The sequence below is a fragment of the Streptomyces sp. NPDC056169 genome (genome assembly GCF_042268445.1).
In the GTDB taxonomy this organism is placed as follows: domain Bacteria; phylum Actinomycetota; class Actinomycetes; order Streptomycetales; family Streptomycetaceae; genus Streptomyces.
Genome location: NZ_JBHJUO010000003.1, coordinates 382,590 through 408,647, shown reverse-complemented (window position 1 = coordinate 408,647; position 26,058 = coordinate 382,590). Strand labels below are relative to the sequence as shown.

The following is a 26,058-nucleotide window of genomic DNA, read 5'->3' as shown; positions in this document are numbered from 1 at the left end:
GAACGAGAGGGGGTGATCCTGAGCACTGCTGCTGATCTACGCCCAGGTAGGACTTACTCTCTTGCCGAACTGGTCCTCCCCCACCCGCAGGGAGGGCCGTATCCGCCGCTTCGTACTTGGGAGTCACCACCGTGACCGATGTGACCGGCGTTCCTGTCGTTCCCGCAGACGTGCTGCACACCTTGTTCCACTCGGAGCAGGGTGGCCACGAGCAAGTCGTGCTCTGCCAGGACCGCGCCACCGGCCTCAAGGCCGTCATCGCCATCCACTCCACCGCCCTGGGCCCGGCCCTCGGCGGAACCCGCTTCTACCCGTACGCGACCGAGGCCGAGGCGATCGCCGACGCGCTCAACCTGTCGCGCGGGATGTCGTACAAGAACGCCATGGCCGGCCTCGACCACGGCGGCGGCAAGGCCGTCATCATCGGGGACCCGGAGACGATCAAGACGGACGAGCTGCTGCTCGCCTACGGGCGCATGGTGGCCTCCCTCGGCGGCCGCTACGTGACGGCCTGCGACGTCGGCACCTACGTCGCCGACATGGACGTCGTCGCCCGCGAGAACCAGTGGACCACCGGCCGCTCCCCCGAGAACGGCGGCGCCGGCGACTCCTCGGTCCTCACCGCCTTCGGCGTCTTCCAGGGCATGCGCGCCTCCGCGCAGACCCTGTGGGGCGACCCGACGCTGCGCGGCCGCAAGGTCGGCATCGCGGGCGTCGGCAAGGTCGGCCACTACCTCGTCGAGCACCTCCTGGAGGACGGCGCCGAGGTCGTCATCACCGACGTGCGCGAGGAGTCGGTCCGCCGGATCACCGACAAGCACCCGCAGGTCACCGTCGTCGCCGACACCGCCGCGCTGATCCGCGTCGAGGGCCTGGACGTCTACGCGCCCTGTGCGCTCGGCGGCGCCCTGAACGACGAGACCGTGCCCGTCCTCACCGCGAAGATCGTCTGCGGCGCGGCCAACAACCAGCTCGCGCACCCCGGTGTCGAGAAGGACCTGTCGGACCGCGGGATCCTCTACGCGCCCGACTACGTGGTCAACGCCGGTGGCGTGATCCAGGTCGCCGACGAGCTCCACGGCTTCGACTTCGACCGGTGCAAGGCGAAGGCCACCAAGATCTTCGACACCACGCTGGCCATATTCGCACGTGCGAAGGCGGATGGAATTCCGCCGGCCGCCGCCGCCGACCGGATCGCCGAGCAGCGGATGGCGGAGGCCCGGCGGGGCTGAGCCGGCACCGCCGCACCGAGGATCGGCCCGCCGCCGGGGGACACCGGGAGAGACATCGCTCACCCCTGTCGGCGGGTCGACCCTCAAGAAGAGGTTAAAATCGCGATTGACCAGCGAGGAAAGGGCGCCTCGAAGGTTCTGTACCGAGGTATGTGATGCGCACGGCGTACCGTAGAGCCGAGGAAACAGGTACCGTTGAAGCCCTACGGGCCGGTCTCTCTTTCGAGAGTCCGTTCCGAATCATGAACGCGTGTCAAGACTCTGGGGTCATCGAGCCCCGTCACCGAGGGGGTCGAGCCATGGGGCGCGGCCGGGCAAAGGCCAAGCAGACCAAGGTCGCCCGCCAGCTGAAGTACAGCAGCGGCGGGACTGACCTGTCGCGTCTGGCCAATGAGCTGGGCGCTTCGACTTCGAACCAGCCGCCGAATGGCGAGCCGTTCGAGGACGACGACGAGGAAGACGACCCGTACGCGCAGTACGCGTCTCTCTACGACGACGAGGACGAGGACGAGGACGACGAGTCCGGTCCGTCGTCCCCACGTCGCGCTTGATCTTCTGAATCACCGAAACCCGGTCCGGTACACCCGGCCGGGTTTCCGTGCTGCCTTCGTACGCCTCCGTGCTGACGGAGACGGGGACGGGGACAGGACGGGGACGGCAGCGGCCCGGCAGCACCCCTGTGGGGCGCTGCCGGGCCGCTGCCGTCTGTCTTTACTTCGCGTAGTCCCCGACCAGCTCCGCGCCGGTCGTGTGCGCGCCGCGCTCGGTGATCTCGCCCGCGACCCAGGCGTCGACCCCGCGGTCCGCGAGGGTCGCCAGGGCCACGTCCACGGAGTCGGCCGGCACGACGGCCATCATGCCGACGCCCATGTTCAGGGTCTTCTCCAGCTCCAGGCGCTCCACCTGACCGGCCTTGCCGACCAGGTCGAAGATCGCGTCCGGGGCCCAGGTGGAACGGTCGACCGTGGCGTGCAGGCCGTCCGGGATCACCCGGGCCAGGTTGGCGGCCAGGCCGCCGCCCGTGATGTGGCTGTACGCGTGGACGTCCGTGGTCCTGGTGAGGGCCAGGCAGTCCAGCGAGTAGATCTTGGTGGGCTCCAGGAGCTCCTCGCCGAGGGTCCGGCCCAGCTCCTCGACCTGCTGGTCCAGGGTCATTCCGGCGCGGTCGAAGAGGACGTGCCGGACGAGCGAGTACCCGTTGGAGTGAAGACCCGAGGAGGCCATGGCGATGACCGCGTCCCCCGTACGGATGCGATCGGCGCCGAGCAGCCGGTCGTACTCCACGACACCCGTGCCGGCGCCGGCGACGTCGAAGTCGTCCGGGCCGAGGAGGCCCGGGTGCTCCGCGGTCTCGCCGCCGACGAGGGCGCAGCCGGCGAGGACGCAGCCCTCGGCGATGCCCTTGACGATGGCGGCGACCCGCTCCGGGTGGACCTTGCCGACGCAGATGTAGTCGGTCATGAAGAGCGGCTCGGCGCCGCAGACGACGATGTCGTCCATGACCATCGCGACCAGGTCGTGGCCGATCGTGTCGTACACGCCCATCTGGCGGGCGATGTCGACCTTCGTCCCGACGCCGTCGGTGGCGGAGGCGAGCAGCGGACGCTCGTAGCGCTTGAGGGCGGAGGCGTCGAAGAGGCCGGCGAAGCCGCCGAGGCCGCCGAGGACCTCGGGGCGCTGCGTCTTCTTCACCCACTCCTTCATGAGCTCGACGGCGCGGTCGCCCGCTTCGATGTCGACGCCCGCGGACGCGTAGCTGGCACCAGTGGTCTCAGACATGCTGAAGAACTTTCGTGTCGTACTGCGGTTGCAGCGGGGTCTTACGGGCGACGCAGGGCGTCGGAGGCCGCCGTGGCCGCGGGACCCGCGGCCAGCTCGGTCTCCAGGAGCTGCTTGCCGAGGAGCTCGGGGTCCGGAAGCTCCATCGGGTACTCGCCGTCGAAGCAGGCACGGCAGAGGTTCGGCTTCTGGATCGTGGTCGCCTCGATCATCCCCTCCAGGGAGATGTACGAGAGCGAGTCCGCACCGAGCGACTTGCCGATCTCGTCGATCGACATGCCGTTGGCGATCAGCTCCGCGCGGGTGGCGAAGTCGATGCCGAAGAAGCAGGGCCACTTCACCGGCGGGGAGGAGATCCGGATGTGGATCTCGGCCGCGCCGGCCTCGCGGAGCATCCGGACGAGCGCGCGCTGGGTGTTGCCGCGGACGATCGAGTCGTCGACGACCACCAGGCGCTTGCCCTTGATGACTTCCTTGAGCGGGTTCAGCTTCAGCCGGATGCCCAGCTGGCGGATGGTCTGGGAGGGCTGGATGAAGGTGCGCCCGACGTAGGCGTTCTTCACCAGGCCCGCGCCGAACGGGATGCCCGAGGCCTCGGCGTAGCCGATGGCGGCCGGGGTACCGGACTCCGGAGTCGCTATCACCAGGTCGGCCTCGACCGGCGCCTCCTTCGCGAGGCGGCGGCCCATCTCCACGCGGGAGAGGTAGACGTTCCGCCCGGCGATGTCGGTGTCGGGGCGAGCCAGGTACACGTACTCGAAGACACAGCCCTTGGGCTTCGCTTCCGCGAATCGCGAGGTACGCATGCCGTTCTCGTCGATCGCGATCATCTCGCCCGGCTCGACCTCGCGGACGTAGCTGGCGCCGCAGATGTCGAGGGCGGCGGACTCGGAGGCGACCACCCAGCCGCGCTCCAGGCGACCGAGGACCAGCGGGCGGATGCCCTGCGGGTCACGGGCCGCGTAGAGCGTGTGCTCGTCCATGAAGACGAGGGAGAAGGCGCCCCGGACCTCGGGGAGGATCTTCGCGGCGGCCTGCTCGATGGTGAGCGGCGTGCCGTCCTCGTCGACCTGGGCGGCGAGCAGCGCCGTGAGGAGGTCGGTGTCGTTGGTGGCGGCCACTCGGGTCGAGCGGCCTTCCTTCTTGGGAAGGTCGGCGACCATCTCGGCGAGACGGGCCGTGTTCACCAGGTTGCCGTTGTGGCCGAGCGCGATCGAGCCGTGGGCGGTTGCCCTGAACGTCGGCTGCGCGTTCTCCCACACGGACGCCCCGGTGGTCGAGTAGCGGGCGTGACCGACCGCGATATGACCTTGGAGGGAGCCGAGAGAGGTCTCGTCGAAGACCTGGGACACGAGGCCCATGTCCTTGAAGACGAGGATCTGGGAGCCATTGCTGACCGCGATACCCGCGGATTCCTGGCCCCGATGCTGGAGGGCGTAGAGCCCGAAGTACGTGAGCTTTGCGACCTCTTCACCCGGAGCCCAGACACCGAAGACGCCACAAGCGTCCTGGGGGCCTTTCTCTCCGGGGAGCAAGTCGTGATTGAGTCGACCGTCACCACGTGGCACGTTTCCGAGTGTAGACCGGGCTCGACCACTGGTCCGAATTGAAGAAAAGGGCCCCCTCCCCCCTCGTGCGATCGCACAAAATGATCATCTCTGGCTTGGAGAGGCCTACGAAGCAAGCGCGGGAAGGGATTCCGCCTCCGGGGCCTCGATGAGCAGACGCTCGTACCAGGCAGGACGAGCCCTCGCGATGTGACGGAGTGCACCTCTTTTTTGGGGCTCGGTTCACCTCCGGGGCGCTTGAGCCGGGCTCACAGGGTCACCGTGCTCGCCTCCCTCGTACCTCGGGAGGCTCCGCGCGGTCGACCCTGTTCCCCCGGCGCGCCCCTTCGGCTCACTCGCCGGTCCCGTGGGTGACGGGCCGCTCCTCTACGGGGTGGCCTTGGCCGCGAGGCCCTCGCCCGAGGGGGCCGTGAGGGTCAGGGTGCGGTGGTCGAGGCGGTAGGTGAGCGGGCCGTCGAGGAGCTCGTACAGCTTCGTCTCCAGCTGCATCTCGGCGCTCGCGCACATCATGCGCGTGGTCGCCGCCGGGCCCTCGACGGTGACGGTGGTGCCGTCGACCCGGGCGGTGGCGGAGAAGTTGTTGCAGCCCAGGTTGCCGGTGACCCGGCCGTCCTCGCCGATCACGAAGCGCGCCTTGCTCCCGCTGCCGGCGGGCAGCGAGGCGGCCGTCGTGCCGGAGAGCAGGGAGTCGACCTTCCAGGTGGTGCCGCGCAGCGGGGCGCCCGGCTCCGACGTCAGTTCGAGGCCGTTCCGGCCGTCGGCCGAGGCGAGCGTGAACCGCTCCCCCTTGAGGATGCCCGTGAGCGGGCCGGAGAAGGCCGTGATCAGCTCCTTCTCGAAGCGCTGCCGGTCGCCGGGGCAGCCGATCTCGGTGATCTCGTCCTGGCTGACGGTGAGGGTGTCGCCCTTCACCACGACGCCGGCTCCGAAGTGGTTGCAGCCGGTGTTCCCCCGGGCTCGGCCGTCCTCCGTGAACTCGACGCGCGCGTCGGCGGGCGCGGTGGACCTGCGGCCGTCGACCGTCACGGCCTTGATCGACCAGTGCGTACCGCTGACGGGGAGGCCGGGATCGACGGTCCCGGCCTGGGCGGCTCCGGGACCCTGCTCCGACCCGCAGGCGGTGGCGGTGGCCGTGAGCAGCAGGAGCGGGACCAGGACGGCGAGGGCGCGTGGCTTCGGCATGGAGGTGGGACGGGCCGGCCCCGGCGTCGGTTCCCTGGGGCCCGGGCCGGCGGATCGGGGCCGGACAGGACCTGGGAGAGGACCTGGGGGAGGACCTGGGAGAGAGGGCCTAGGAGAGGACCGGGAGGACGCCGCTCAGGTCCGCGCGCTCGCCGCTCGCGCCGACCTGGGCCGCGTCCAGCTCCGCCGCCCACTCCGCGCGCCCGGTCGCGAGCCTGATCCAGGTCAGCGGGTCCGTCTCGACGACGTTGGGCGGGGTGCCGCGGGTGTGCCGGGGGCCCTCCACGCACTGCACGACCGCGTACGGCGGGATCCGCACCTCGACGGCGCCGCCGGGGGCCTTCGCCGCGAGGGCGTCGGCGAGCAGCCGGACGCAGGCCGCGAGGGCCTGCCGGTCGTACGGGACGGCGGCGCCGGTCGCCGCGTTCAGGTCGTCGGTGTGGACGACCAGTTCGACGGTCCGGGTCACCAGGAAGTCGGCGAGGGTCATGGCGCCGAAGCGCGTCGGGACGAGCCGCTCGTCGGAGGCGCCCGCGATCCGCTCCTCGTACAGCGCGGCCGTCCGCCCGTACAGGCCCGGCAGGTCGCCCGTGTCGATCGCCCGGGTGTCCTCGTCGATGCGCGCCGAGGCCGTCGCGGTGGCCAGGGCCCAGTCGAGGACGGTGAGGTCCCGCTTCGCCGGCTCGGGCTCGCCGAGGTACCGCGCGACCGCCCCCACGGCCATCGTCACGTGCGCCGCGAGCTCCCGTACGGTCCACTCCCCCAGCCGCGTCGGCCCGTCGAGCTGCTCCGGCGTGAGCGCCGCCACCCCGTCCCGTACGTGCGCGAACTGGGCGAGCACGGCGGCCCGGGTCTTGGCGGAGTCGTACCTGCGGGCGCGCTTCTTGGCCGGTGGCATGGGGGCGAGGGTAGCCGGAGACTGGGAGGGGAGGGCTTCCCGCACACACCTCAACGCGTTCGAGAGGGGTCGAGCAGCCATGACCGAGCACCCTGACATCGCCCTGGTCCGCCGGGGCTTCGAGGCATGGACCCGAGGGGACATGGAGACCGTCGGCACCCTGATGACGGCGGACTGTACGCACCACTCGCCCGGCAGCAGCCAGATATCCGGGCACTACAAGGGGCGCGACAACGTCCTCGCCATGTACGGAAAGATGTTCGAGCTCACCGGCGGCAAGATGCAGGTGGAGATGGACAGCATCTCGATGGACGGCCGCGGGCACGTGGTGGCGTCGAACAAGTTCTTCGCCGAGCGCGGTGACCGGGGCATCGAGATGAAGGGCGCGCTGATCTTCACGATCATGGGCGGCAAGATCACCGACATCGACGAGTGCGTCGAGGACATCGAGCAGTCCGACGCCTTCTGGGGTCAGGCTCAGGCCGCCGCGTAGGAGTCCGGCGCCGTGAACGTCTCGCCGTTCGCCGGTACGCCGATGCCGCGCCAGGTGAACGGGACACCCCGGGCGGTGTCGAGGTCCGGACCGTCCATCAGCTGGAAGTGGACGTGGGGCTCCGTGGAGTTGCCGGAGTTGCCGCACCTGGCGAGTTCCTGACCGGCGACGACCCGGTCGCCCGGGCGGACGGCGAGCGAGCCGCGCCGCAGGTGCGCGTACATCGCGTACGTACCGTCGCCGAGGTCGAGGACGAGGTGGTTGCCGGTCACGCGGCGGGCGCCGGCGAGCGCCCGGACGGAGGACTCGACCAGGATCAGGTAGACCAGCGCGGGCAGCGAGTTGCGGCTGAGGTGGTCGCGCTGGCCGTCCTCGGCGTGGACGACGGTCGCGTCGGCGACGGCGAGCAGGGGCGCGTCGAAGGCCGGGAAGTGCCGGTTGTCCCGGACGAGGGGCCACAGCCGGGCGAAGGAGGGGCGCGGACGCCTCTCGTCCTCCTCCACGACGTCGATGGCGTACGTCTGGCCGTACTGGTGCGTGCCGTGGCTCGGCGTCCGGTCGGCGGGGCTGTTGAGCGCGGACCAGCGGCCGGCGACCGGCGGGGCCACCTCGACCGTCTCGCGCGGCTCCGCCGCGATCCGGCGGCGGGCGGTCACGGCGAGCGCGAGGCCGAGACCGCCGGCGGCGATCGCCGGCAGCCAGCCCGCCCAGTACGGATACGGCGGCTCGACGGCCACCGAGGCGAGGGCCTGCACGATGAACAGCAGCCAGAGCGCGCGGTGGAGCAGTAAAGCGGACTTGCGCGACAGCGACGGCATGAACGTTCCCCCTGTGTCGGTCTGCGGGTTCTGCGGGTTCTACGGGCGGGCGGCGGTGAGCATCACCAGGAGCGGGACCACCCGGGCCCCGGGCACCTCGTAGCGGCCGCGGCCGGTGGTGTGGAGCCAGCCGGCGCCGGTCAACTGCCGGAGGTGGTGGTAGATCTGGCCGGTCGTGCCGATCTCCGCGAGCTCCGCCAGTTCGGCGGCGGTACGGCGGCCGCCGAGGATCTCCCGCAGCAGCCGGAGCCGTACGGGATGGCCGAGCGCGGCGAAGGAGTCGGCGGTCTCGGCCCACTCCTCGTCGAGCAGCCGCTCGGTGAGCGCGCCGAACTGCCACTCGTACCGCTCCCCGGTGGGCAGTCCGACCGAGCCCGTGAACAGCACCCCGCCGTCCTCGCCCCGCGCCCCCGCCTCCGCGAGGTCCGTCCTGAGCCCTTCCAGGGCCCAGAAGGTGGCGTCGGCCTCCTCGGGTACGGGGCGCTCGGCGCCCTCCAGGGCGGCCATGCGCCGTTCGAGGTCGGCGACCCGCTCTTCCAGCTCCATGCATCGGAGATTACGTAATTACGTAATCCCGTGCAAGCAGAGAACGAAAGAACCCCCGCCCGGAAGGGGCGGGGGCTCTCTCGGAAAGCGTCGGATCGCGTCGGATCAGGCCAGCAGGGCCGGGATCGTCGCCTCGTGGGCCGTACGCAGCTCCTCCAGGGAGAGCGCGAACTCGCCCTGGACGTCCACGGCGTCACCGTCGACGACACCGATCCGGGTCGCCGGCAGACCCCGCGCACCGCACATGTCGGTGAAGCGGAGCTCCTCGCTGCGCGGGACGGCGACGACCGCACGGCCCGCCGACTCGCTGAGGAGGAAGGTGAAGGCGTCCAGGCCCTCCGGGACGACCAGGCGCGCGCCGTTCCCGCCGCGCAGGCAGGACTCGACGACCGCCTGCACGAGACCGCCGTCGGACAGGTCGTGCGCCGCGTCGATCATGCCGTCGCGGGAGGCCGAGATCAGGATCTCGCCGAGCAGCTTCTCCCGGTCGAGGTCCACGGCCGGCGGCAGACCGCCGAGGTGCTGGTGGACGACCTCGGACCAGGCCGAGCCGCCGAACTCCTCACGCGTGTCGCCGAGCAGGTAGAGGAGCTGGCCCTCTTCCGCGAAGGCGATCGGCGTACGGCGGTTGACGTCGTCGATCACACCGAGCACGGCCACGACCGGCGTCGGGTGGATCGCCGTCTCGCCCGTCTGGTTGTAGAGCGAGACGTTGCCGCCGGTGACCGGGGTGCCGAGCTGGAGGCAGCCGTCCGCGAGACCACGGGTGGCCTCCGCGAACTGCCACATCACGGCCGGGTCCTCGGGCGAGCCGAAGTTCAGGCAGTCCGAGATGGCGAGCGGCTTGGCACCGGAGGCGGCGACGTTGCGGTACGCCTCCGCGAGCGCGAGCTGCGCACCCGTGTACGGGTCGAGCTTCGCGTACCGGCCGTTGCCGTCGGTCGCCATGGCCACGCCGAGGTTGGTCTCCTCGTCGATCCGGACCATGCCCGCGTCCTCGGGCTGCGCCAGGACCGTGTTGCCCTGCACGAACCGGTCGTACTGGTCCGTGATCCAGGACTTCGAGGCCTGGTTCGGGGAGGAGACGAGCTTCAGGACCTGGTCCTTCAGCTCCTCGCCGGTCTGCGGCCGGGGCAGCTTGTTCGCGTCGTCGGCCTGGAGCGCGTCCTGCCACTCCGGGCGGGCGTACGGCCGGTGGTACGTCGGACCCTCGTGGGCCACGGACCGCGGCGGAACGTCGACGATCTGCTCGCCGTGCCAGAAGATCTCCAGGCGCTCGCCCTCGGTCACCTCACCGATGACGGTGGCGATGACGTCCCACTTCTCGCAGATCTCCAGGAAGCGCTCGACGTGCTGCGGCTCGACGATCGCGCACATGCGCTCCTGCGACTCGCTCATGAGGATTTCCTCGGGCGAGAGCGTCGCGTCGCGCAGGTGGACCTTCTCCAGGTCGACGTGCATGCCGCCGGAACCGGCGGAGGCCAGCTCGGACGTGGCGCAGGAGAGCCCGGCGCCGCCGAGGTCCTGGATGCCCGCGACCAGCTTCTCCTTGAAGATCTCCAGGGTGCACTCGATGAGGAGCTTCTCCTGGAAGGGGTCGCCGACCTGGACGGCGGGGCGCTTGGTGGGCTTGGTGTCGTCGAAGGTCTCGGACGCGAGGACCGAGACGCCGCCGATGCCGTCGCCACCCGTGCGGGCGCCGTAGAGGATGACCTTGTTGCCCGGGCCGGAGGCCTTGGCAAGGTGGATGTCCTCGTGCTTCATCACGCCGATGCAGCCGGCGTTGACCAGCGGGTTGCCCTGGTAGCAGGAGTCGAAGACGACCTCGCCGCCGATGTTCGGCAGGCCCAGGCAGTTGCCGTAGCCGCCGATGCCGGCGACGACACCGGGCAGCACGCGCTTGGTGTCGGGGTGGTCGGCGGCGCCGAAGCGCAGCGGGTCGACGACCGCGACCGGGCGGGCACCCATGGCGAGGATGTCGCGGACGATGCCGCCGACGCCGGTGGCCGCGCCCTGGTAGGGCTCGATGTACGAGGGGTGGTTGTGCGACTCCACCTTGAAGGTGACCGCGTACCCCTGGCCCACGTCGACGACGCCGGCGTTCTCGCCGATGCCGACGAGCATGGCGTCGTTCTCCGGGACCTTCTCGCCGAACTGCTTCAGGTGGACCTTGCTGCTCTTGTAGGAGCAGTGCTCGGACCACATGACGGAGTACATGGCGAGCTCGGCGCCGGTGGGACGGCGGCCCAGGATCTCGCGGATGCGCGCGTACTCGTCCTCCTTGAGGCCGAGCTCCTTCCAGGGCTGCTCGCTGTCCGGCGTCTCGCTCGCGTGCTTGACGGTGTCGAGGCTCATCAGGCGTTGACCAGCTTCTTGAGGATCGAGGTGAAGAAACCGAGGCCGTCCGTCTTGCCGGTACCGATCAGCGGCTCGACGGCGTGCTCCGGGTGCGGCATGAGGCCGACCACGTTGCCCGCGGCGTTGGTGATGCCCGCGATGTCGCGCAGCGAGCCGTTGGGGTTGACGTCCAGGTAGCGGAAGGCCACCCGCCCCTCGGCCTCGAGCTCGTCGAGCACGCGCTCGTCGGCGACGTACCGGCCGTCCATGTTCTTGAGCGGGACCTCGATCTCCTGGCCCCGCTCGTAGTCGGACGTCCAGGCGGTCTCCGCGTTCTCCACCCGCAGCTTCTGGTCGCGGCAGATGAAGTGGAGGTGGTTGTTGCGCAGCATCGCGCCCGGCAGCAGATGGGCCTCGGTGAGGATCTGGAAGCCGTTGCAGATGCCGAGGACCGGCATGCCGGCCTTCGCCTGCTCGATGATGCTCTCCATCACCGGCGAGAAGCGGGAGATGGCTCCGGCCCGCAGGTAGTCGCCGTAGGAGAAGCCGCCGGCGAGGACCACGGCGTCGACCTGCTTGAGGTCCTTGTCGCGGTGCCAGAGCGAGACGGGCTCGGCGCCCGCGAGGCGGGCGGCGCGCAGCGCGTCCTGGTCGTCGAGCGTTCCGGGGAACGTGACGACGCCGATGCGTGCGGTCACGACTCGACCTTCACGACGAAGTCTTCGATCACGGTGTTGGCAAGGAAGGTTTCGGCCATCTCATGGATGCGGGCGAGGGCGGCGTCGTCGACCGGCCCCTCCACCTCCAGTTCGAAGCGCTTCCCCTGACGGACGTCGGCGATTCCGGCGAATCCCAGGCGGGGCAGTGCACGCTGCACCGCCTGCCCCTGAGGGTCCAGAATCTCCGGCTTGAGCATGACGTCGACTACGACGCGTGCCACTGGCACTCCCGGTGGTGTGTTGCGTGGGCGGTTCCCTCAGCGTACCTGCCTCCAAATTCTACGCGGGTAGAGATCTGAAGGATCCTCCAAAGAGATCCCCAAAGACCCGTGAACGGACCACGAACGGAGCGCGAACCCCGAGCGCCCCCCACAGGCACACTCGCACGCAAAATTCCAGCGAAATATTGCGGACCTCAATCCGCCGGGACACGCTGAAACAATTGCCGGGGCTTCACAATGCGACACCTGCCGCTGTACAAAGGAATGCAGAGGAAAACAACATTGTCCCGGCACAGCCGAACGGTCGGCATCGTCGCACGTCAGAGACGTCACAAGCGTCCTTCCGACCCCGACGGCCGCAGGAAAGGACCGATATCCGTGGCTCAGCGTGTGGTGGTCACTCTCTCCGATGACATCGACGGCGGAGATGCTGCGGAGACGGTCGCGTTCGGCCTCGACGGGAAGATGTACGAGATCGACCTGAATGCTGCCAATGCAAAGAAACTCCGCAAGACCCTCGCCCCCTACCTCGCCGCCGGCCGCAAGCAGCAGGCCGGAGCGAAGGGCGGCGCGAAGGAGCGGGCGGGCATCGAGACCTACACCCACACCTCGCTCGCACCCGACCCGGCGGCGGTCCGCGCCTGGGCCCAGTCCAACAAGATGGACGTGCCCGCGAGGGGCCGCATCCCGAAGAAGGTCTACGAGGCCTTCCACGCCGCGAGCTGACACGCGCCGACGACACGCGCCGACGACACTCATCGACGACGCGCGCCGAGCGGATTTGCGTTCCACCCCCCATGATCCGCTAGAGTCTGGAACACGCCGAGGGGCGAGGCCGCAGGGCCGAACCTCACGCAGCGTGCGGGTGTAGTTCAGTAGTAGAACGTCCCCCTTCCAGGGGGAAGGCGCAGTGTGCAATTCCTGTCACCCGCTCTGCATCGCATTACCGAGCACTCCGGTGCATCAGGTAGAGTGGTGCTCGCGCCGCCCGATGAAAGTCGGTCGGAGGCATGCGGACGTGGCTCAGTTGGTAGAGCATCACCTTGCCAAGGTGAGGGTCGCGAGTTCGAATCTCGTCGTCCGCTCAGGAAGTCGAAGGCCCCGGTTCTCTGAACCGGGGCCTTCGTCGTGTCCGCGTGAGACCTCATCACATGTGCGTGAGACCTCATGACATTTGTCAGACGCCGTGATGACACCGCGCACTGCCGGACGGCCCCGGCCGCCGGAAGCCTGGTCACATGACCAACGCGATCGAAGCGGAAGACCTGCGCCGCAGCTACTCCGGCGGCTTCGAGGCCGTGCGCGGCATCTCCTTCACCGTCCCCCGCGGCGAGATCTTCGCCCTCCTCGGCACCAACGGCGCCGGCAAGACCTCCACCGTCGAACTCCTGGAGGGCCTCGCCGCCCCCGGCGCCGGAACCGCCCGCGTCCTCGGCCACGACCCGTACCGCGAACGGGCCGCCGTCCGCCCCCGCATCGGCGTGATGCTCCAGGAGGGCGGCTTCCCCAGCGATCTCACCGTGGCCGAAACCGTACGGATGTGGGTGGGCTGCACCAGCAACGCCCGGCCCGCCGCCGAGGCCCTCGCCGCCACCGGGCTCGCCGGCCGCGAGCGGGTACGGGTCAAGCAGCTGTCCGGCGGCGAACGGCGCCGGCTCGACCTCGCGCTCGCCCTCCTCGGCCGCCCCGAGGTCCTCTTCCTCGACGAACCCACCACCGGACTCGACGCCGAGGGCCGCCGCGACACCTGGGACCTCGTCCGGGCCCTCCGCGACGGCGGCACCACCGTGCTGCTCACCACCCACTACCTGGAGGAGGCCGAGGCACTGGCCGACCGGCTCGCGATCATGCACGCGGGCCGGATCGTCCTCTCCGGCACCCCCTCCCAGGTCACCGCCGCCCGGCCCGCCCGCATCCGGTTCACCCTCCCCGACGGCGTCCCCGCCGGACGCCTCCCGCTCCACCTGCGGGCCGCCGAGGAGGGCGGGCGGGTGGAGATCCGTACCGACGTCCTCCAGGACGACCTCGCCGCGCTCCTCGACTGGGCCCGGGAGAACGACGTACGGCTCGACGCGCTCGACGCGCGGTCCGCCTCCCTCGAAGAGGCCTTCCTCGACATCGCGTCCCGGACCTCGACGCAGGATCAGACGCAGTCGCGGGCGAAGTCGCAGTCGCAGTCGCGGTCGCAGTCGCGGTCGAAGTCGAAGTCGCAGGCGAAGTCGCAGAACCCTTCCACGGAACCGGAGGCCGTCCGATGAGCTCGCTCACCGCCACCCGACTCGCCGCGCTCGGGCGGGCCGAGCTGACCCTGCTCGTCCGCAACCGCACGGCACTCTTCGTCGCCGTCTTCGTCCCCCTGCTGATGGTGGGCGCGATCCGCAGCTCCCTCGACCGCGTAGACGTCGGCAAGGCGGGCACGACCATCGCCGAGGTCGCCGTGACCGGCGGCATCGGGATGGCCCTGCTGATGGTCGTGCACGGCAACCTCGTCTCCGCGTTCGTCGCCCGCCGCGAGGCGCTCGTCCTCAAGCGGCTGCGGACCGGAGAGCCGACCGACACCGAGATCCTCACCGGGGTCGCGCTGCCGGCCGCCGCGCTCGCCCTCGCCCAGTGCGCCCTCATGACCGCCGGCGGCATGACCGTCCTCGGCCTGCCCGCACCCGCCCGGCCCGAACTGCTCCTCGCCGGCGTCCTCCTCGGCACCGTCCTGCTCACCGCCGTCGCCGCCGCCACCTCGACCGTCACCCGCACCGTCGACAGCGCCCAGCTCACGACCCTGCCGCTGCTCCTGATCTCCTCCCTCGGATCCGGGCTCTTCGTCCCCCTCTCCGTCCTCCCCGAGCGGATCGCCTCGCTCTGCGAGCTGCTGCCGCTGACCGGCGTCATGACCCTCGTACGGGCCGGCTGGACGGGCGGCGTCGACCCGATGGACCTGGTGGGCGCCGCCCTGGCCGCGCTGGCCTGGACCGTGCTCGCGGTGTTTGCTGTCCAGCGGTGGTTCCGCTGGGAACCCCGGCGCTGAGAGACCCGAGGGGACGTCTTCCTGTGAAGAGCTGGAGCGGCCGGAGCGGCCTGGCCAAGGTGGACGCCTACACGCGCGTCACCGCGTACATGCTCCTGTGGTCCGCCGTGTTCGTCCTCGGGCTCCTCCTGCTGACCTGGCCGGTCCGGCACGAGGCCCCGCTCCTCCTCGTCGTCGTCGCCCCGCTGCTCAACCTCGCCAACGGGATCGTCGGCCACCGCTTCCTGCGGCGCGCGATGGACGTGTACCTGCTGCCGGGGACCGCGCTCGGCCCGCGCGCGACGCTGCCCGCCGCCGCTGCCGGGGCCGCCGTCGCGGGGGCCGTCCTCGCGGAGGCGGCCACCGCCGACCTGGGCGGGCTGCTGCCGGGGATGCTCGGGGCGGCCCTCATCCCCTTCTTCGCCGGGCACTGCCTGCTCTTTCCCGTACGCACCGTCGTCCTGCACCAGGCGCTCCTGGGCGCCGTCCTCCTCGCCGCCGTCCCGCTCACCGGCCGGGACATGGGGCAGACCATCGGGACCGCGGCGACCGTCCTCTTCATCACCGGCTGGCTCGCCGTCACCGTCCGGCTCTCGCTCTGGGTGCTCGGCGTCCTCTTCGAACTGCGCGAGGCGCGGGACGTGCAGGCCCGGCTCGCCGTCGCCGAGGAGCGCCTCCGCTTCGGGCGGGACCTGCACGACATCCTCGGCCGGAACCTGTCCGTGATCGCCCTCAAGAGCGAGCTCGCCGTCCAGCTCGCCCGACGCGAACGTCCGGAGGCCGTCGACCAGATGATCGAGGTGCAGCGGATCGCCCAGGAGTCCCAGCGGGAGGTGCGGGACGTCGTCCGCGGCTACCGCGAGGCGGACCTGCGGGTGGAGCTGGAGGGCGCGCGGGGCGTCCTCGACGCGGCCGGGATCGACTGCGCCGTCACCTCGCCCGTGCTCGCCCTGCCCGACGAGGTGCAGTCGGCGCTCGGGTGGGTGGTCCGGGAGACCACGACCAACGTACTGAGGCACGGGGACGCGCGGCGCTGCGCGATCGCCGTCCGCGAGGAGGAGGGTGCCGTGCTGCTGACGGTGGAGAACGACGGGGCGGGAAGCCCTTCAGGGATCGGGCCCGGGTCCGGGAGCGGGATCGGGAGCGGGGGCGGCCGTGGGATCGGCCGTGGGATCGGTGGCGGGTCCGGGTCCGGGTCGGGGCTCGCCGGGCTTCGGGAGCGGCTCGCGGCCGTCGGCGGGAGTCTGGAGGCCGGGCCGGGCGACGACGGTACGTTCCTGGTGACGGCCCGGGTCCCCATGCCCCGTACACCCGGTATGTCCCGTACGGAGGTGGCCCGGTGACCGCGCCCGTACGTCTCCTGCTCGCCGACGACGAGCATCTGATCCGTGGTGCGCTCGCCGCGCTGCTCGGCCTGGAGGACGACCTCGTCGTCGTCGCCGAGGCCGCGACCGGGCCCGAGGCGCTCGCCATGGCCCGCGCCCACCGCCCCGACGTCGCCGTGCTCGACCTGCAGATGCCGGGCGCGGACGGTGTGACGGTCGCCACGGCCCTGCGGGACGAACTGCCCGGCTGTCGCACCATGATCGTGACCGGTCACGGCCGTCCGGGACACCTCAAGCGGGCCCTCTCCGCGGGCGTCCGGGGCTTCGTCCCGAAGACCGTCAGCGCCCAGCGGCTCGCCGAGATCATCCGTACCGTGCACGCCGGAAACCGTTACGTGGACCCGGAGTTGGCGTCCGACGCCATCGCCGCCGGGGACTCCCCGCTGACCGCCCGGGAGGCCGAGGTCCTCGAACTCTCCGCCGACGGGGCACCGGTCGCGGAGATCGCCCGGCGCGCCTCGCTCTCCCCCGGAACCGTCCGGAACTACCTCTCCTCGGCCGCCGCGAAGCTCGGTGCCGAGAACCGTCACACGGCCGTGCGTCTCGCGCAGGCGAAAGGGTGGGTATAGTTAGCCCCGCGCTACGGCGCATGCGGACGTGGCTCAGTTGGTAGAGCATCACCTTGCCAAGGTGAGGGTCGCGAGTTCGAATCTCGTCGTCCGCTCCATGAAGAAGCCCCCCGGTCGATCCGACCGGGGGGCTTTCTCGTGTCCGTGGACCGGAGTTCTAGAAGCTGTCGGACCAGGGCTTGCCGGTCAGCAGCTCGTACGCCTCCAGGTACTTGGCGCGCGTCGCGTCGACGATCTCCTGCGGGAGCGGCGGCGGCGGGGTCTCGCTCTTGCGGTCCCAGCCCGAGGCCGGGGACGTCAGCCAGTTCCGCACGAACTGCTTGTCGTACGAGGGCTGGGCGCGGCCCGGCTGCCACTGGTCGGCCGGCCAGAAGCGCGAGGAGTCCGGGGTGAGGACCTCGTCGGCGATGACGAGGCGGTCGCCGTCCGGGGTGCTCTCGAAGCCGAACTCGAACTTGGTGTCGGCCAGGATGATCCCGCGCTCGCGGGCGATGTCCCGGGCCCGGGAGTAGACGGCGAGGGTCGTCCGGCGCAGCAGCGCGGCCGTCTCGGGGCCGACCTGGCGGGCGACTTCCTCGTACGAGACGTTCTCGTCGTGGTCGCCGACCGCGGCCTTGGTGGCCGGGGTGAAGATCGGGGCGGGCAGCTCGGAGCCGTCGGTGAGGCCCTCGGGGAGCGCGAGGCCGCAGACCGTGCGGGACTCGTCGTACTCCAGGAGGCCGGAGCCCGTGAGGTAGCCGCGGGCGACGCACTCGACCGGGACCATGTTCAGCGACTTGCAGACGAGGGTGCGGCCGGCCCAGTCGGCGGGGGCGCCGGCCGGGAGCTCGGTGGAGAGGACGTGGTGCGGGACCAGGTCGGCGAGCCGGTCGAACCACCACAGGGAGAGCTGGGTGAGGACCCGGCCCTTGTCGGGGATCGCGGTGGGCAGGACCCAGTCGAACGCGGACATGCGGTCGCTCGCCACCATGACGAGGTCCCCTGCCTCGTTCCGGTACAGGTCGCGGACCTTGCCCGTGTGGAGATGGGTGAGGCCCGGGACCTGGACAGGCTCGGGCTTTTCTACGAATCCGGACACGGTTCCTCCGCGTAGGTTGATCCAGGAGCGTGTCCGATTCTCTCGCACATCCGGGCGGCCCCGGCCGCCCGGCCCTGTGACTCCCCGCTCAGTCCCTCTTGCAGATCCGGTCGAGGAGGTTGGCGGTGGCGCGCTGGACCCGGGCGTCGACATGGCCGGGGCGGTCCAGCGCCGGCGACCAGGCGAAGGTGCCGGAGGCGAAGACCCAGGCGCCGGACGGCGCCTTGTAGAGCGAGGTCTCCTGGTGGCGCAGGGCTCCGTCGCCGTCCCGGTAGGGCGAGTGGGCCAGCAGGATGCGGCCCTGGTGCTCGGGGAGCGCGGTGCGCGGGAAGTAGCGGTCGGCCTCGCCCGCGACCAGGCCGGGGAGCTCGTCGCCGTCGCCGGCGCCGGTGGCCTCCCAGAGCCAGTGCTCGGCGTTCCGCACGACCATCGGGTGCGGTTCGGGGACCCGGCCCGCGTACTGGATGCCGAGGAGTCGCTGCTCGGGCCGGTCGACCTCGCGCCAGAGGGCGGGGCGGCCGGGGCCGCGCCGCTTGCGGCAGGTGAGGAGGCGGTCGGGCACCCCGGACGGGGACGGGCCCAGCTCCACCTGCCAGTACATGGTGTTGGCGGAGAGGAAGACGAGGGACGTGCCCTGGTCGCGGGCGAGTTCGGCGGTCCTGCGCATCGGCGCCGACCAGTACTCGTCGTGGCCCGGGAAGACCAGGCCCCGGTAGCGGCTGGGGTCGACCCGGCCCGCGTGCAGGTCGCGGGTCTCCGCGTAGGCGAGGTCGTAGCCGTACCGCTCGGCCCAGCGGATGAAGTCGTAGGCGTGGCCGACGTGGAGGGGCAGGCCCGCGCCCGCGTACGGACGGTCGAAGGAGACGGTGACGGCGGCGTCCTCCTCGCCGAGCAGCCGGCCCTCCTCGTCCCAGGCGTGGTAGAGGCTGGCGCCGGTGTGCCCGTCCTCCGGGTAGAGGTTGTACGCCTGCCAGGTCACGTCCGGGAGGACGAGGAGGAGGTCCGCCGGGTGGCTGTCCCGGACCGTGAAGGGGATGTGCGAGCGGTAGCCGTCGGCGGTGGTGAGGACGGCGACGTACGCGCCGATCGACCAGTACGACGGGACCTGGAGCCGCCAGGACTGCCACCAGTGGTGACAGGAGACCGTGCGGTCGGCGGTGAGCGGGGCGGGCTGGACGATCCCCGAGAGCCGCGGGCTCGTGGTGATCTTCGCGGCTCCGTCGCCGCCGTAGTGGCCGATCCGGTAGACGTCGACCAGGAACTGCTGCGGCGGGTCCACGGTGATGTGGAAGTCGATCGACTCGCCCGGCGCGACGGCTCCGGTCGAGGCGAACCCTTTGATCTGGCGCCGGACGTCGTCGGCCGTGCGCGGGCCGCCGCTGCCGCCGCGGGCCAGGATCTCGTCGGCGTACCAGGGGACCATCTGGCCCGTGTCGTCGAAGTAGTTCTCCGAACCGCGGAGCCAGGGCAGCGGGCCCTGTCCGAAGGGATCGCTCACGGCGTGCGCCAGCGCGCCGGACTCCCACCGTCTGATCTGCTCGGCCCCCATGCTGCGCCCCTCCCTCGACTCCCCCGGTCGGGCTGGTCAGTGCCTCTGGTGCTTGCCTTTGTCAGTGACGGTCTCCAGCACATCACATAACGCACGCACTCCGTCACCGTTCGTCGTGAATTGACGAGAGTGGAAGCCGGGACTCCGGGACGGGGCGGTTCCGGAGGCCTCTGCGGAAGGCTTCCGGGGGGCGTGTTTCAGACCAGGCGCACGGGCTTCTCCGGGCGGACTCCGGTGCGGGCGAGCCAGGCGCGCAGGGGCTCCGGGTCGCCGTCCTCGACGAGGGCGAGCACCCGGGGGCCGAGGTCCGCCGCGCGCTCGCCGCCGACGATCAGGGCGGGGCCGTCGAGCCAGTCGAGGCCGGGGGTGGCCTCCGCGGTGTCGACGGCCGCGCAGCAGACCATCGCGGTGACGTGGTCGGCGAGCAGGTCGCGGCCGGTACGCGGCGGCTGGAGCGGGAAGAGCGGCAGGGGACCGTCGGGGCCGCTGACGAGCACGGGCGGGGTGGTGGCGCTCGGGGCCTCGGACGCCGCCTTCGCTGCCTCGGCTGCGGTGGCGGCCGCGCGGGCCTCCCGTGCGGCCTCCTCACGCGCGAGGAGCGCGCTGAGAGCACCGGCGAGGGCGTCGGCGGCCGGGTTGGCCTGCGGCTCGTCGTCGAGGTCGGTGAGGTCTGCGGGATCGTCGGGATCGGTGAGGTCGGCGGGATCCGTGAGGTCGGCGACGTCGGCGGGATCGGTGAGGCCGGCGACGTCGGCGGGATCGGTGAGGTCGGCGACGTCGTGGCGGGCTTCGGGGGCGCCGGCAGCGTGGGCGGCTTCGGGGCCGCCGGCAGCGTGGGCGGCTTCGGGGGCGTGGAGGGCCTCGGGGGCGCCGGGGGTGGGGACCTCGTCGGGGGCCGGGGCCGGCGGTGTCGTCGGCTTCGGGTCCGCGGGCGTGGCCGGCGGGGTGGTCGTCAGGTGGGCCATCACCCGGGTCAGGGTCGGGCCGGTGGAGGCCGACGAAGAGGAGTCGGCGGACGAGTCGGCCACGCCCAGCCGGTCGAGGACCTCGTGGAGCCGGGCCGCGTCCGTACGCCACTTCCGGTCGACGACCTCCTCCGGGTACTGGCTCCACTCCACCGGCGACCAGTCGGGGCCGGGCTCGGCCGGGCCGCCGTGGAAGAGACGGGCGGCGAGCAGCGACGTGGCCTCGTCGACCGCGCCCGGCTCCTCCAGGAGGTCGCAGGCCGGCCGCTCGCCGAGCCGGGAGGAGAAGCCGTCCGCGAGCCGGTCGCGCCGGGAGAGCTCGGTCAGGGCGGAGACCACGCCCGCGTCGAGCTTGGCGGGCCAGCGGCCCATGCGCCAGGCGGGCAGCGCGACCCGGGTCAGGAGCCGGTCCCAGCCCGCGTAGGCCAGGCCGACCTGCTCCTGGGCGACGATCCGTACGCCGTAGTCCACGGCCTGCGCGCGCTCCGAACCGGCGGCGGCGACCCCGCGCTCCATCTCGGCCGCATGCCCGCGACAGGCGCGCAGCAGGACGCGGGCGACCTGCCCGACGCCATGGGCGCCGAACCGGCGGAAGGCGTCGAGCCCGGGGGTCTCGGGGACGGCGACGGCGGCGTCGAGACCGCGGACGAAGCGGCGGGCGGCGGCTATGTCGGGGTGGGCGGCCGGGCCCGTACCGGCGACGACCGGGGCGAGGACCGCGCGCAGCTCGGCGACCCGCATCCACCAGAGGAAGGGCGAGCCTATGACGAGGACGGGGGCTCCGCCGCCGTCGGACGTCCGGCCTCCCCCGGGGGCGTGGTGCTTGCGGTGGGCCCGGTGGGTGCGGTCCTCCAGCCAGCTGTCGCAGTCCGGCGTCAGGGCTATCGCGGAGGGTGCGGGGACGTCGAGCCGGTCGGCCAGGTCCCGCACGAGCCGGTAGAGATCGGGGGCCGCGGTCTCGGAGAGCTCCACGGTGGGCGTGGCGGCCGGCCTGGCCCGGGCGACGACGAGGGCGACGGCGGTGGCGGCGACGAGGACGAGGACCGCGAGGACGGTCACCACCCAGCGGGCGGTGTCCCAGCCGGACCCGGTGAAGTGGCCGGTGACCCCGCCCGCGTACAGGACGACGGCCACCGCGGCAGGGAGCACGGCGAGGCCCAGGGCCCTGCCACGGACACGGAGGACGGCGAGGGCCCGGGAGCGCGCGGCGCGCGCACCCCACTCCTCGCCGACAACGGCACCGGTACCGGACACGCCGTACATCACCCCCTTCTGCCCTCGTCGGGACTGCCTGTGGCGGTGTTGCTCACTCCCCCACTGTGGCACCCGTCACTGACATCGCAATGCCGGTGGGCCAAGTGCCGGAACGCCTCCGCCGCACCCTAGTTGGGGCGGTGGCGGGCGTCATCCGGATGGCCGAGCCGTCACTCGATCGAATGGCTTTGGGTAAAGGTGATGGCATGCGTGCGGCCGTACGGTTCACCGCACGGCCGCACGAAAAAGCGGCGGACGCCGCGCCGGATCAGGCCTCGGCGGCCTTCCGCGCGATGTCCGTGCGGTGCTGCGAGCCGTCGAGCCTGATACGGCCGACCGCCGCGTACGCGCGCTCGCGGGCCTGCGCCAGGTCCGTTCCGGTCGCGGTGACCGAGAGGACCCGGCCGCCCGCGCTCACGATCGCGTCGCCGTCCCGCCTCGTCCCCGCGTGGAGGACGTACGCGTGCGGGGCGTCCTGCTCCGCGATCGCGTCCAGGCCCTCGATGGGGTCGCCGGTGCGCGGGGTCTCCGGGTAGTTGTGCGAGGCGACGACCACGGTGACCGCGGCGTCGTCGCTCCAGCTCAGCGGCGCCTGGTCGTCCAGGGTGCCGTTGGCGGAGTTCAGCAGGACGCCCGCGAGCGGGGTCTTCAGCCGGGCCAGGACCACCTGGGTCTCGGGGTCGCCGAAGCGCGCGTTGAACTCGATGACCCGGACACCGCGACCGGTGATCGCCAGACCCGCGTACAGCAGGCCGGAGAACGGCGTGCCGCGGCGGCGCAGCTCGTCGACCGTGGGCTGGAGGACGCTGTCCATGACCTCGTCGACCAGCTTGGGGTCGGCCCAGGGCAGCGGCGAGTAGGCGCCCATGCCGCCGGTGTTCGGGCCCTCGTCGCCGTCGAGCGCGCGCTTGAAGTCCTGCGCGGGCCGGAGCGGGAGGACGGTGACGCCGTCGGTGATCGCGAAGAGGGAGACCTCGGGGCCGTCGAGGTACTCCTCGATGACGACCCGGTCGCAGGCGAGGGCGTGCGCCCGGGCCTGCTCGACGTCCTCGGTGACCACGACGCCCTTGCCGGCGGCGAGGCCGTCGTCCTTGACGACGTACGGAGCGCCGAAGGCGTCGAGCGCCTCGTCGATCTCCTCGGGGGTGGTGCAGACGTAGCTGCGGGCGGTGGGCACGCCGGCGCCGGCCATGACGTCCTTGGCGAACGCCTTGGACCCCTCCAGCTGCGCCGCCTCCCGGGACGGGCCGAAGGCGGGGATGCCGACCGCGCGGACGGCGTCGGCGACGCCGGCGACCAGCGGGGCCTCCGGGCCGACGACGACCAGGTCGGCGCCGAGCTCGGTGGCGAGGCGCGCGACGGCGTCGCCGTCCAGCTGGTCGACGGGGTGCAGCTCGGCGACCTCCGCGATTCCGGCGTTGCCGGGCGCGCAGTGCAGAGCGGTGACGTCGGGATCGAGGGAGAGAGAGCGGCACAGGGCGTGTTCGCGGGCGCCGCCGCCGATGACGAGGACCTTCACGCCAGCCAGGGTAGCCCGCCGGCCGGGATGCCCCTTGTGCGGGCCACCGAGCGAGACGGCCCTAGTCGTTCGTGTATTCCTCCACAACGGTGGCTCCGAGCTCGCGCACGATCAGGTCGTGCCCGGACAGGGCCGAGTCGACGAGGTCGGGGTCGTCCTCCTCGGGCACGTCGTCCTCGGGCGCCACGGGCTGCGGCGCGGGCGGCGCGTACGCGGGCTCGGGGGCCTGCGCCGGCGCCGGGGCGAAGCCGGGGCCGGACGCCTGCGGGAAGCCGGCGCCCGGCGCGGGCTGCGCCTGTACGGGGGCGGGCGGCGGGGCCTGCTGGAAGGCGGGGGCGGGGGCCTGCGGCCGTCCGCCGCCGAAGCCGGTGGCGGCGGGCGGCGGATTGGCCCCGCCCGAGGGGTCGATGATCGCCTCGACCCTCCACTGCACGTTGAACGTCTCGGCGAGGGCCTGCTTCAGGACCTCCTCGCTGCCGCTGCTCGCGAAGTTGTCGCGGGCGCCGGCGTTGAGGAAGCCGAGCTGGAGGGTGGTGCCGTCGAAGCCTGCCACCTGCGCGTTCTGACTGAGCAGGATCCAGGTGAAGCGGCGCCGGTTCTTGACGGCGTCGAGGATCTGCGGCCACAGGTTCCGCACCTGCGCCGTGTCTCCGCCACCACCGCCGCCGCCAGCCGCGGGAGCGGGGGCCTGCGGCGCGGGCTGCGCGTGTACGGGGGCGGGGGCGGCCGGGGCCTGCGCCTGCGCGGCGGGGGCCGCCGGGGCGGACGCGCCGGGCCACGCGCCGGGCGCACCGCTGCCGGGGGCGGCGGCGCCGGGCCAGGCGCCGGGCCGGGACGCGGGCGGCTGGGCCTGCGCGGGGGCTGCGGGAGCGGCGGGGGCGGGTTCGGGCACGGGGGCGGCCTGCACGGGCTGCATGGGCTGGGCGGCCTGCACGGGCTGCGCGGGCGCCGGGGCGGGCGGGGGCGGGGCCATCGGGGTGTGGGCCTCGGGCCCGGGCACGTACCCCATGGCGGGCGCGGGCGGCGCGGGCGTGTAGACGGCCCCGGCCCCCACTCCGGCTCCGGACGCGGCCCCGCGCTCCAGCCGGTCGAGGCGCGCCTGGAACGAACGCTCGTCGTCGAAGGCGGCGGGCAGCAGCACGCGCGCGCAGATCAGCTCCAGCTGAAGCCGGGGCGAGGTGGCGCCACGCATCTCGGTCAGGCCGCTGTTGACCAGGTCGGCGGCCCTGCTGAGCTCGGCGGCACCGAACACGGACGCCTGCGCCTGCATGCGCTCGATCACGTCGACCGGGGCGTCGATGAGCCCCTTCTCGGCGGCGTCCGGCACGGCGGCCAGGATCACCAGGTCGCGCAGCCGCTCCAGGAGGTCGGCGACGAAGCGCCGGGGGTCGTTGCCGCCCTCGACGACCCGGTCGACGACCTCGAAGGCGGCGGCGCCGTCGCCGGCCGCGAAGGCGTCCACCACCGAGTCGAGCAGGGACCCGTCCGTGTAGCCGAGGAGGGAGGTCGCCATCGCGTACGTCACACCGTCGTCGGCGGCGCCGGCGAGCAGCTGGTCCATGACGGACATCGAGTCACGGACGGACCCGGCGCCGGCGCGTACGACGAGCGGCAGCACGCCGTCCTCGACGGAGGCGCCCTCCTGCCCGCAGACCTGGCCGAGGTACTCGCGCAGGGTGCCGGGCGGCACGAGGCGGAAGGGGTAGTGGTGGGTCCGCGACCGGATGGTGCCGATGACCTTCTCGGGCTCGGTCGTGGCGAAGATGAACTTGAGGTGCTCCGGCGGCTCCTCGACCACCTTCAGGAGGGCGTTGAAGCCCGCCGAGGTGACCATGTGCGCCTCGTCGATGATGTAGATCTTGTACCGGCTGGACGCGGGCCCGAAGAAGGCCTTCTCCCGCAGGTCACGGGCGTCGTCCACACCACCGTGGGACGCGGCGTCGATCTCGATGACGTCGATCGACCCCGGCCCGTTCCGCGCGAGGTCGCGGCAGGACTGGCACTCGCCGCAGGGCGTCGGGGTCGGACCCTGCTCGCAGTTCAGGCACCGGGCCAGAATCCGCGCACTGGTCGTCTTTCCGCACCCACGGGGCCCGCTGAACAGGTACGCGTGATTGACCCGGTTGTTCCGCAGGGCCTGCTGCAACGGGTCGGTGACATGCTCCTGCCCGATGACCTCGGCGAAGGACTCGGGGCGATAGCGGCGGTACAGCGCGAGAGACGACACGTATACGAGGTTATAGGCGCCCACCGACAACCCGGGAAAAACCACCGGGCGGACCTCTCGCCGCCGCCGCGTTCCGCACCCGGCGGAATCCACCCCGCCCGGGAACGCAAGCGCCCCCCACGCACCCGCCAGAGCCAACCTACCCTTGCTGCCTTCCGGCCCTGGGGGAGTTCAGTCAGATAGCGCCGCGTGAGGGGCTCCGCCCAGCGTACCCGATCCCGGGAGCCCCCCGACCCACCCCCCGTCACACACCCTCTCCGCCCCGCGCGGACCCCCTTCGAACACGCTCACGCACACACCCAGGCGCACGCTCACGCACCCACCCTGGCGCGCACCCAGGCGCACGATCAGGCGAGCCCCGTACGACCTCCGCCTGGCCTCCGCCGACCTCGGCCCGACCTCCGCCTGGCCTCCGCCGCCCTCCGCCTGACCTCCCCCTGACCTCCGTACGACCCCCTCGCACCCCCTTGATCGAATCGAGTTCGCGAGCACCCTCCTCGGTCATGTAATGTTCCGACCGGAGGATTCGCCTAGTGGCCTAGGGCGCACGCTTGGAAAGCGTGTTGGGGGCAACCCCTCACGAGTTCGAATCTCGTATCCTCCGCCAGTGCCCCACCAGGCACACGAAGACCCCGACCGGGAAACCGGTCGGGGTCTTCTGCGTTCCGTGTTCCGTCACCCCAGTTCGCGTCCTCCGGTGAGGCGTGGGTCACATTCC

General features: G+C 72.0%; 22 protein-coding genes, 4 tRNA genes and 1 other RNA gene. 12 read left to right on the top strand and 15 right to left on the bottom strand.

The genetic code is table 11. From position 1 onward, the window contains the following. Positions 1-131 precede the first annotated feature (131 nt). Together ACFC0G_RS06900 and ACFC0G_RS06895 are read left to right on the top strand one after the other, a co-directional pair. Entirely contained in the window at positions 132-1,232 is a 1,101-nt protein-coding gene (locus ACFC0G_RS06900) for a Leu/Phe/Val dehydrogenase (RefSeq protein ID WP_376398301.1), read from the top strand. A gap of 299 nt (positions 1,233-1,531) precedes the next feature. Then, positions 1,532-1,783, top strand: coding sequence for a DUF3073 domain-containing protein (locus tag ACFC0G_RS06895; protein ID WP_024756846.1), 252 nt, complete (start codon positions 1,532-1,534; stop codon positions 1,781-1,783). A gap of 160 nt (positions 1,784-1,943) precedes the next feature. On the opposite strand, the gene purM is transcribed toward ACFC0G_RS06895, so the two are convergent. The 4 genes from purM to ACFC0G_RS06875 all read right to left on the bottom strand — a co-directional run bounded on the left by purM (position 1,944) and on the right by ACFC0G_RS06875 (position 6,659). Continuing rightward, on the bottom strand, positions 1,944-3,011 hold the full coding sequence (gene purM, locus ACFC0G_RS06890) for a phosphoribosylformylglycinamidine cyclo-ligase (RefSeq protein WP_376398298.1): 1,068 nt from the start codon (positions 3,009-3,011) through the stop codon (positions 1,944-1,946). Between the two features lie 41 nt (positions 3,012-3,052). Then, the gene (gene purF, locus ACFC0G_RS06885) at positions 3,053-4,579 is read right to left on the bottom strand and encodes an amidophosphoribosyltransferase (protein WP_376398295.1); all 1,527 of its coding nucleotides are present in this window, start codon (positions 4,577-4,579) and stop codon (positions 3,053-3,055) included. Between the two features lie 366 nt (positions 4,580-4,945). Next, positions 4,946-5,761, bottom strand: a complete 816-nt coding sequence (locus tag ACFC0G_RS06880) for an META domain-containing protein (protein ID WP_376398292.1) — start codon at positions 5,759-5,761, stop codon at positions 4,946-4,948. A gap of 109 nt (positions 5,762-5,870) precedes the next feature. Further along, on the bottom strand, positions 5,871-6,659 hold the full coding sequence (locus ACFC0G_RS06875; protein ID WP_376398289.1) for a sterol carrier family protein: 789 nt from the start codon (positions 6,657-6,659) through the stop codon (positions 5,871-5,873). 79 nt (positions 6,660-6,738) lie between these two features. Here ACFC0G_RS06875 and ACFC0G_RS06870 point away from each other — a divergent pair, with 79 nt between their 5' ends. Continuing rightward, a complete protein-coding gene (locus ACFC0G_RS06870) occupies positions 6,739-7,152 on the top strand; it encodes a nuclear transport factor 2 family protein (RefSeq protein ID WP_376398287.1) in 414 nt (137 codons plus the stop codon). On the opposite strand, the gene ACFC0G_RS06865 is transcribed toward ACFC0G_RS06870, so the two are convergent. The 5 genes from ACFC0G_RS06865 to purS form a co-directional block, all read right to left on the bottom strand. Next, the gene (locus tag ACFC0G_RS06865) at positions 7,137-7,970 is read right to left on the bottom strand and encodes a M23 family metallopeptidase (RefSeq protein WP_376398284.1); all 834 of its coding nucleotides are present in this window, start codon (positions 7,968-7,970) and stop codon (positions 7,137-7,139) included. The two genes, ACFC0G_RS06870 and ACFC0G_RS06865, sit on opposite strands and share 16 nt — an antisense overlap. A gap of 39 nt (positions 7,971-8,009) precedes the next feature. Next, positions 8,010-8,516: an ArsR/SmtB family transcription factor gene (locus ACFC0G_RS06860; RefSeq protein WP_376398281.1), complete on the bottom strand. Its 507-nt coding sequence runs from the start codon at positions 8,514-8,516 to the stop codon at positions 8,010-8,012. 105 nt (positions 8,517-8,621) lie between these two features. Continuing rightward, on the bottom strand, positions 8,622-10,871 hold the full coding sequence (purL, locus tag ACFC0G_RS06855) for a phosphoribosylformylglycinamidine synthase subunit PurL (protein ID WP_376398279.1): 2,250 nt from the start codon (positions 10,869-10,871) through the stop codon (positions 8,622-8,624). Further along, positions 10,871-11,551 (bottom strand): phosphoribosylformylglycinamidine synthase subunit PurQ, encoded by a 681-nt coding sequence (purQ, locus tag ACFC0G_RS06850; RefSeq protein ID WP_267044846.1) that lies wholly within the window; start codon positions 11,549-11,551, stop codon positions 10,871-10,873. Before purQ ends, purL begins: the two co-directional genes overlap by 1 nt. Beyond that, positions 11,548-11,793, bottom strand: coding sequence for a phosphoribosylformylglycinamidine synthase subunit PurS (purS, locus tag ACFC0G_RS06845; RefSeq protein WP_015035032.1), 246 nt, complete (start codon positions 11,791-11,793; stop codon positions 11,548-11,550). The genes purQ and purS overlap by 4 nt, the downstream gene beginning before the upstream one ends. A 378-nt stretch (positions 11,794-12,171) precedes the next feature. Here purS and ACFC0G_RS06840 point away from each other — a divergent pair, with 378 nt between their 5' ends. The 8 genes from ACFC0G_RS06840 (at position 12,172) to ACFC0G_RS06805 (ending at position 16,846) form a co-directional block, all read left to right on the top strand. Continuing rightward, positions 12,172-12,519, top strand: coding sequence for an Lsr2 family protein (locus ACFC0G_RS06840; RefSeq protein WP_376398274.1), 348 nt, complete (start codon positions 12,172-12,174; stop codon positions 12,517-12,519). Positions 12,520-12,654: 135 nt separating this feature from the next. Then, positions 12,655-12,726 (top strand) — tRNA-Gly (locus ACFC0G_RS06835). Positions 12,727-12,805: 79 nt separating this feature from the next. Beyond that, positions 12,806-12,878 (top strand) — tRNA-Gly (locus ACFC0G_RS06830). Positions 12,879-13,031: 153 nt separating this feature from the next. Continuing rightward, positions 13,032-14,051 (top strand): ABC transporter ATP-binding protein, encoded by a 1,020-nt coding sequence (locus tag ACFC0G_RS06825; protein WP_376398271.1) that lies wholly within the window; start codon positions 13,032-13,034, stop codon positions 14,049-14,051. Then, positions 14,048-14,815 carry an ABC transporter permease gene (locus tag ACFC0G_RS06820; protein WP_376398268.1) on the top strand — a complete coding sequence of 256 codons (768 nt, stop codon included), beginning with the start codon at positions 14,048-14,050 and terminating at the stop codon, positions 14,813-14,815. The genes ACFC0G_RS06825 and ACFC0G_RS06820 overlap by 4 nt, the downstream gene beginning before the upstream one ends. Positions 14,816-14,838: 23 nt before the next feature. After that, positions 14,839-16,137, top strand: a complete 1,299-nt coding sequence (locus tag ACFC0G_RS06815) for a sensor histidine kinase (protein WP_376398265.1) — start codon at positions 14,839-14,841, stop codon at positions 16,135-16,137. Then, positions 16,134-16,748 carry a response regulator gene (locus tag ACFC0G_RS06810; RefSeq protein WP_376398262.1) on the top strand — a complete coding sequence of 205 codons (615 nt, stop codon included), beginning with the start codon at positions 16,134-16,136 and terminating at the stop codon, positions 16,746-16,748. Before ACFC0G_RS06815 ends, ACFC0G_RS06810 begins: the two co-directional genes overlap by 4 nt. Positions 16,749-16,770: 22 nt before the next feature. Beyond that, positions 16,771-16,846: transfer RNA gene (locus tag ACFC0G_RS06805), tRNA-Gly, on the top strand. A 59-nt stretch (positions 16,847-16,905) separates the two neighbouring features. Here ACFC0G_RS06805 and ACFC0G_RS06800 read toward each other — a convergent pair. From ACFC0G_RS06800 to ffs, 6 genes are all read right to left on the bottom strand, one after another. Continuing rightward, entirely contained in the window at positions 16,906-17,826 is a 921-nt protein-coding gene (locus ACFC0G_RS06800) for a phosphoribosylaminoimidazolesuccinocarboxamide synthase (protein WP_376398259.1), read from the bottom strand. Between the two features lie 88 nt (positions 17,827-17,914). Further along, positions 17,915-19,375 carry a N,N-dimethylformamidase beta subunit family domain-containing protein gene (locus ACFC0G_RS06795; RefSeq protein ID WP_376398257.1) on the bottom strand — a complete coding sequence of 487 codons (1,461 nt, stop codon included), beginning with the start codon at positions 19,373-19,375 and terminating at the stop codon, positions 17,915-17,917. Between the two features lie 197 nt (positions 19,376-19,572). Beyond that, positions 19,573-21,603: a hypothetical protein gene (locus tag ACFC0G_RS06790; protein ID WP_376398254.1), complete on the bottom strand. Its 2,031-nt coding sequence runs from the start codon at positions 21,601-21,603 to the stop codon at positions 19,573-19,575. A gap of 259 nt (positions 21,604-21,862) precedes the next feature. Then, positions 21,863-23,113 (bottom strand): phosphoribosylamine--glycine ligase, encoded by a 1,251-nt coding sequence (gene purD, locus ACFC0G_RS06785; protein ID WP_376398251.1) that lies wholly within the window; start codon positions 23,111-23,113, stop codon positions 21,863-21,865. 61 nt (positions 23,114-23,174) lie between these two features. Next, on the bottom strand, positions 23,175-25,340 hold the full coding sequence (locus ACFC0G_RS06780; protein ID WP_376398248.1) for a DNA polymerase III subunit gamma and tau: 2,166 nt from the start codon (positions 25,338-25,340) through the stop codon (positions 23,175-23,177). 103 nt (positions 25,341-25,443) lie between these two features. Next, positions 25,444-25,542, bottom strand: an RNA gene (ffs, locus tag ACFC0G_RS06775) — signal recognition particle sRNA small type. A 317-nt stretch (positions 25,543-25,859) separates the two neighbouring features. Here ffs and ACFC0G_RS06770 point away from each other — a divergent pair. Continuing rightward, positions 25,860-25,947 (top strand) — tRNA-Ser (locus tag ACFC0G_RS06770). Positions 25,948-26,058: the final 111 nt, after the last annotated feature.

What these genes read in the sequence shown, in the direction of transcription:
- purM (WP_376398298.1), bottom strand. Translation starts at nt 3,011, where the DNA reads ATGTCTGAGACCACTGGTGCCAGCTACGCGTCCGCGGGCGTCGACATC.
- ACFC0G_RS06860 (WP_376398281.1), bottom strand. Translation starts at nt 8,516, where the DNA reads ATGGAGCTGGAAGAGCGGGTCGCCGACCTCGAACGGCGCATGGCCGCC.
- purL (WP_376398279.1), bottom strand. Translation starts at nt 10,871, where the DNA reads ATGAGCCTCGACACCGTCAAGCACGCGAGCGAGACGCCGGACAGCGAG.
- ACFC0G_RS06790 (WP_376398254.1), bottom strand. Translation starts at nt 21,603, where the DNA reads ATGTACGGCGTGTCCGGTACCGGTGCCGTTGTCGGCGAGGAGTGGGGT.
- ACFC0G_RS06825 (WP_376398271.1), top strand. Translation starts at nt 13,032, where the DNA reads ATGACCAACGCGATCGAAGCGGAAGACCTGCGCCGCAGCTACTCCGGC.
- ACFC0G_RS06820 (WP_376398268.1), top strand. Translation starts at nt 14,048, where the DNA reads ATGAGCTCGCTCACCGCCACCCGACTCGCCGCGCTCGGGCGGGCCGAG.
- ACFC0G_RS06870 (WP_376398287.1), top strand. Translation starts at nt 6,739, where the DNA reads ATGACCGAGCACCCTGACATCGCCCTGGTCCGCCGGGGCTTCGAGGCA.
- ACFC0G_RS06895 (WP_024756846.1), top strand. Translation starts at nt 1,532, where the DNA reads ATGGGGCGCGGCCGGGCAAAGGCCAAGCAGACCAAGGTCGCCCGCCAG.
- ACFC0G_RS06880 (WP_376398292.1), bottom strand. Translation starts at nt 5,761, where the DNA reads ATGCCGAAGCCACGCGCCCTCGCCGTCCTGGTCCCGCTCCTGCTGCTC.
- ACFC0G_RS06875 (WP_376398289.1), bottom strand. Translation starts at nt 6,659, where the DNA reads ATGCCACCGGCCAAGAAGCGCGCCCGCAGGTACGACTCCGCCAAGACC.
- ACFC0G_RS06865 (WP_376398284.1), bottom strand. Translation starts at nt 7,970, where the DNA reads ATGCCGTCGCTGTCGCGCAAGTCCGCTTTACTGCTCCACCGCGCGCTC.
- ACFC0G_RS06795 (WP_376398257.1), bottom strand. Translation starts at nt 19,375, where the DNA reads ATGGGGGCCGAGCAGATCAGACGGTGGGAGTCCGGCGCGCTGGCGCAC.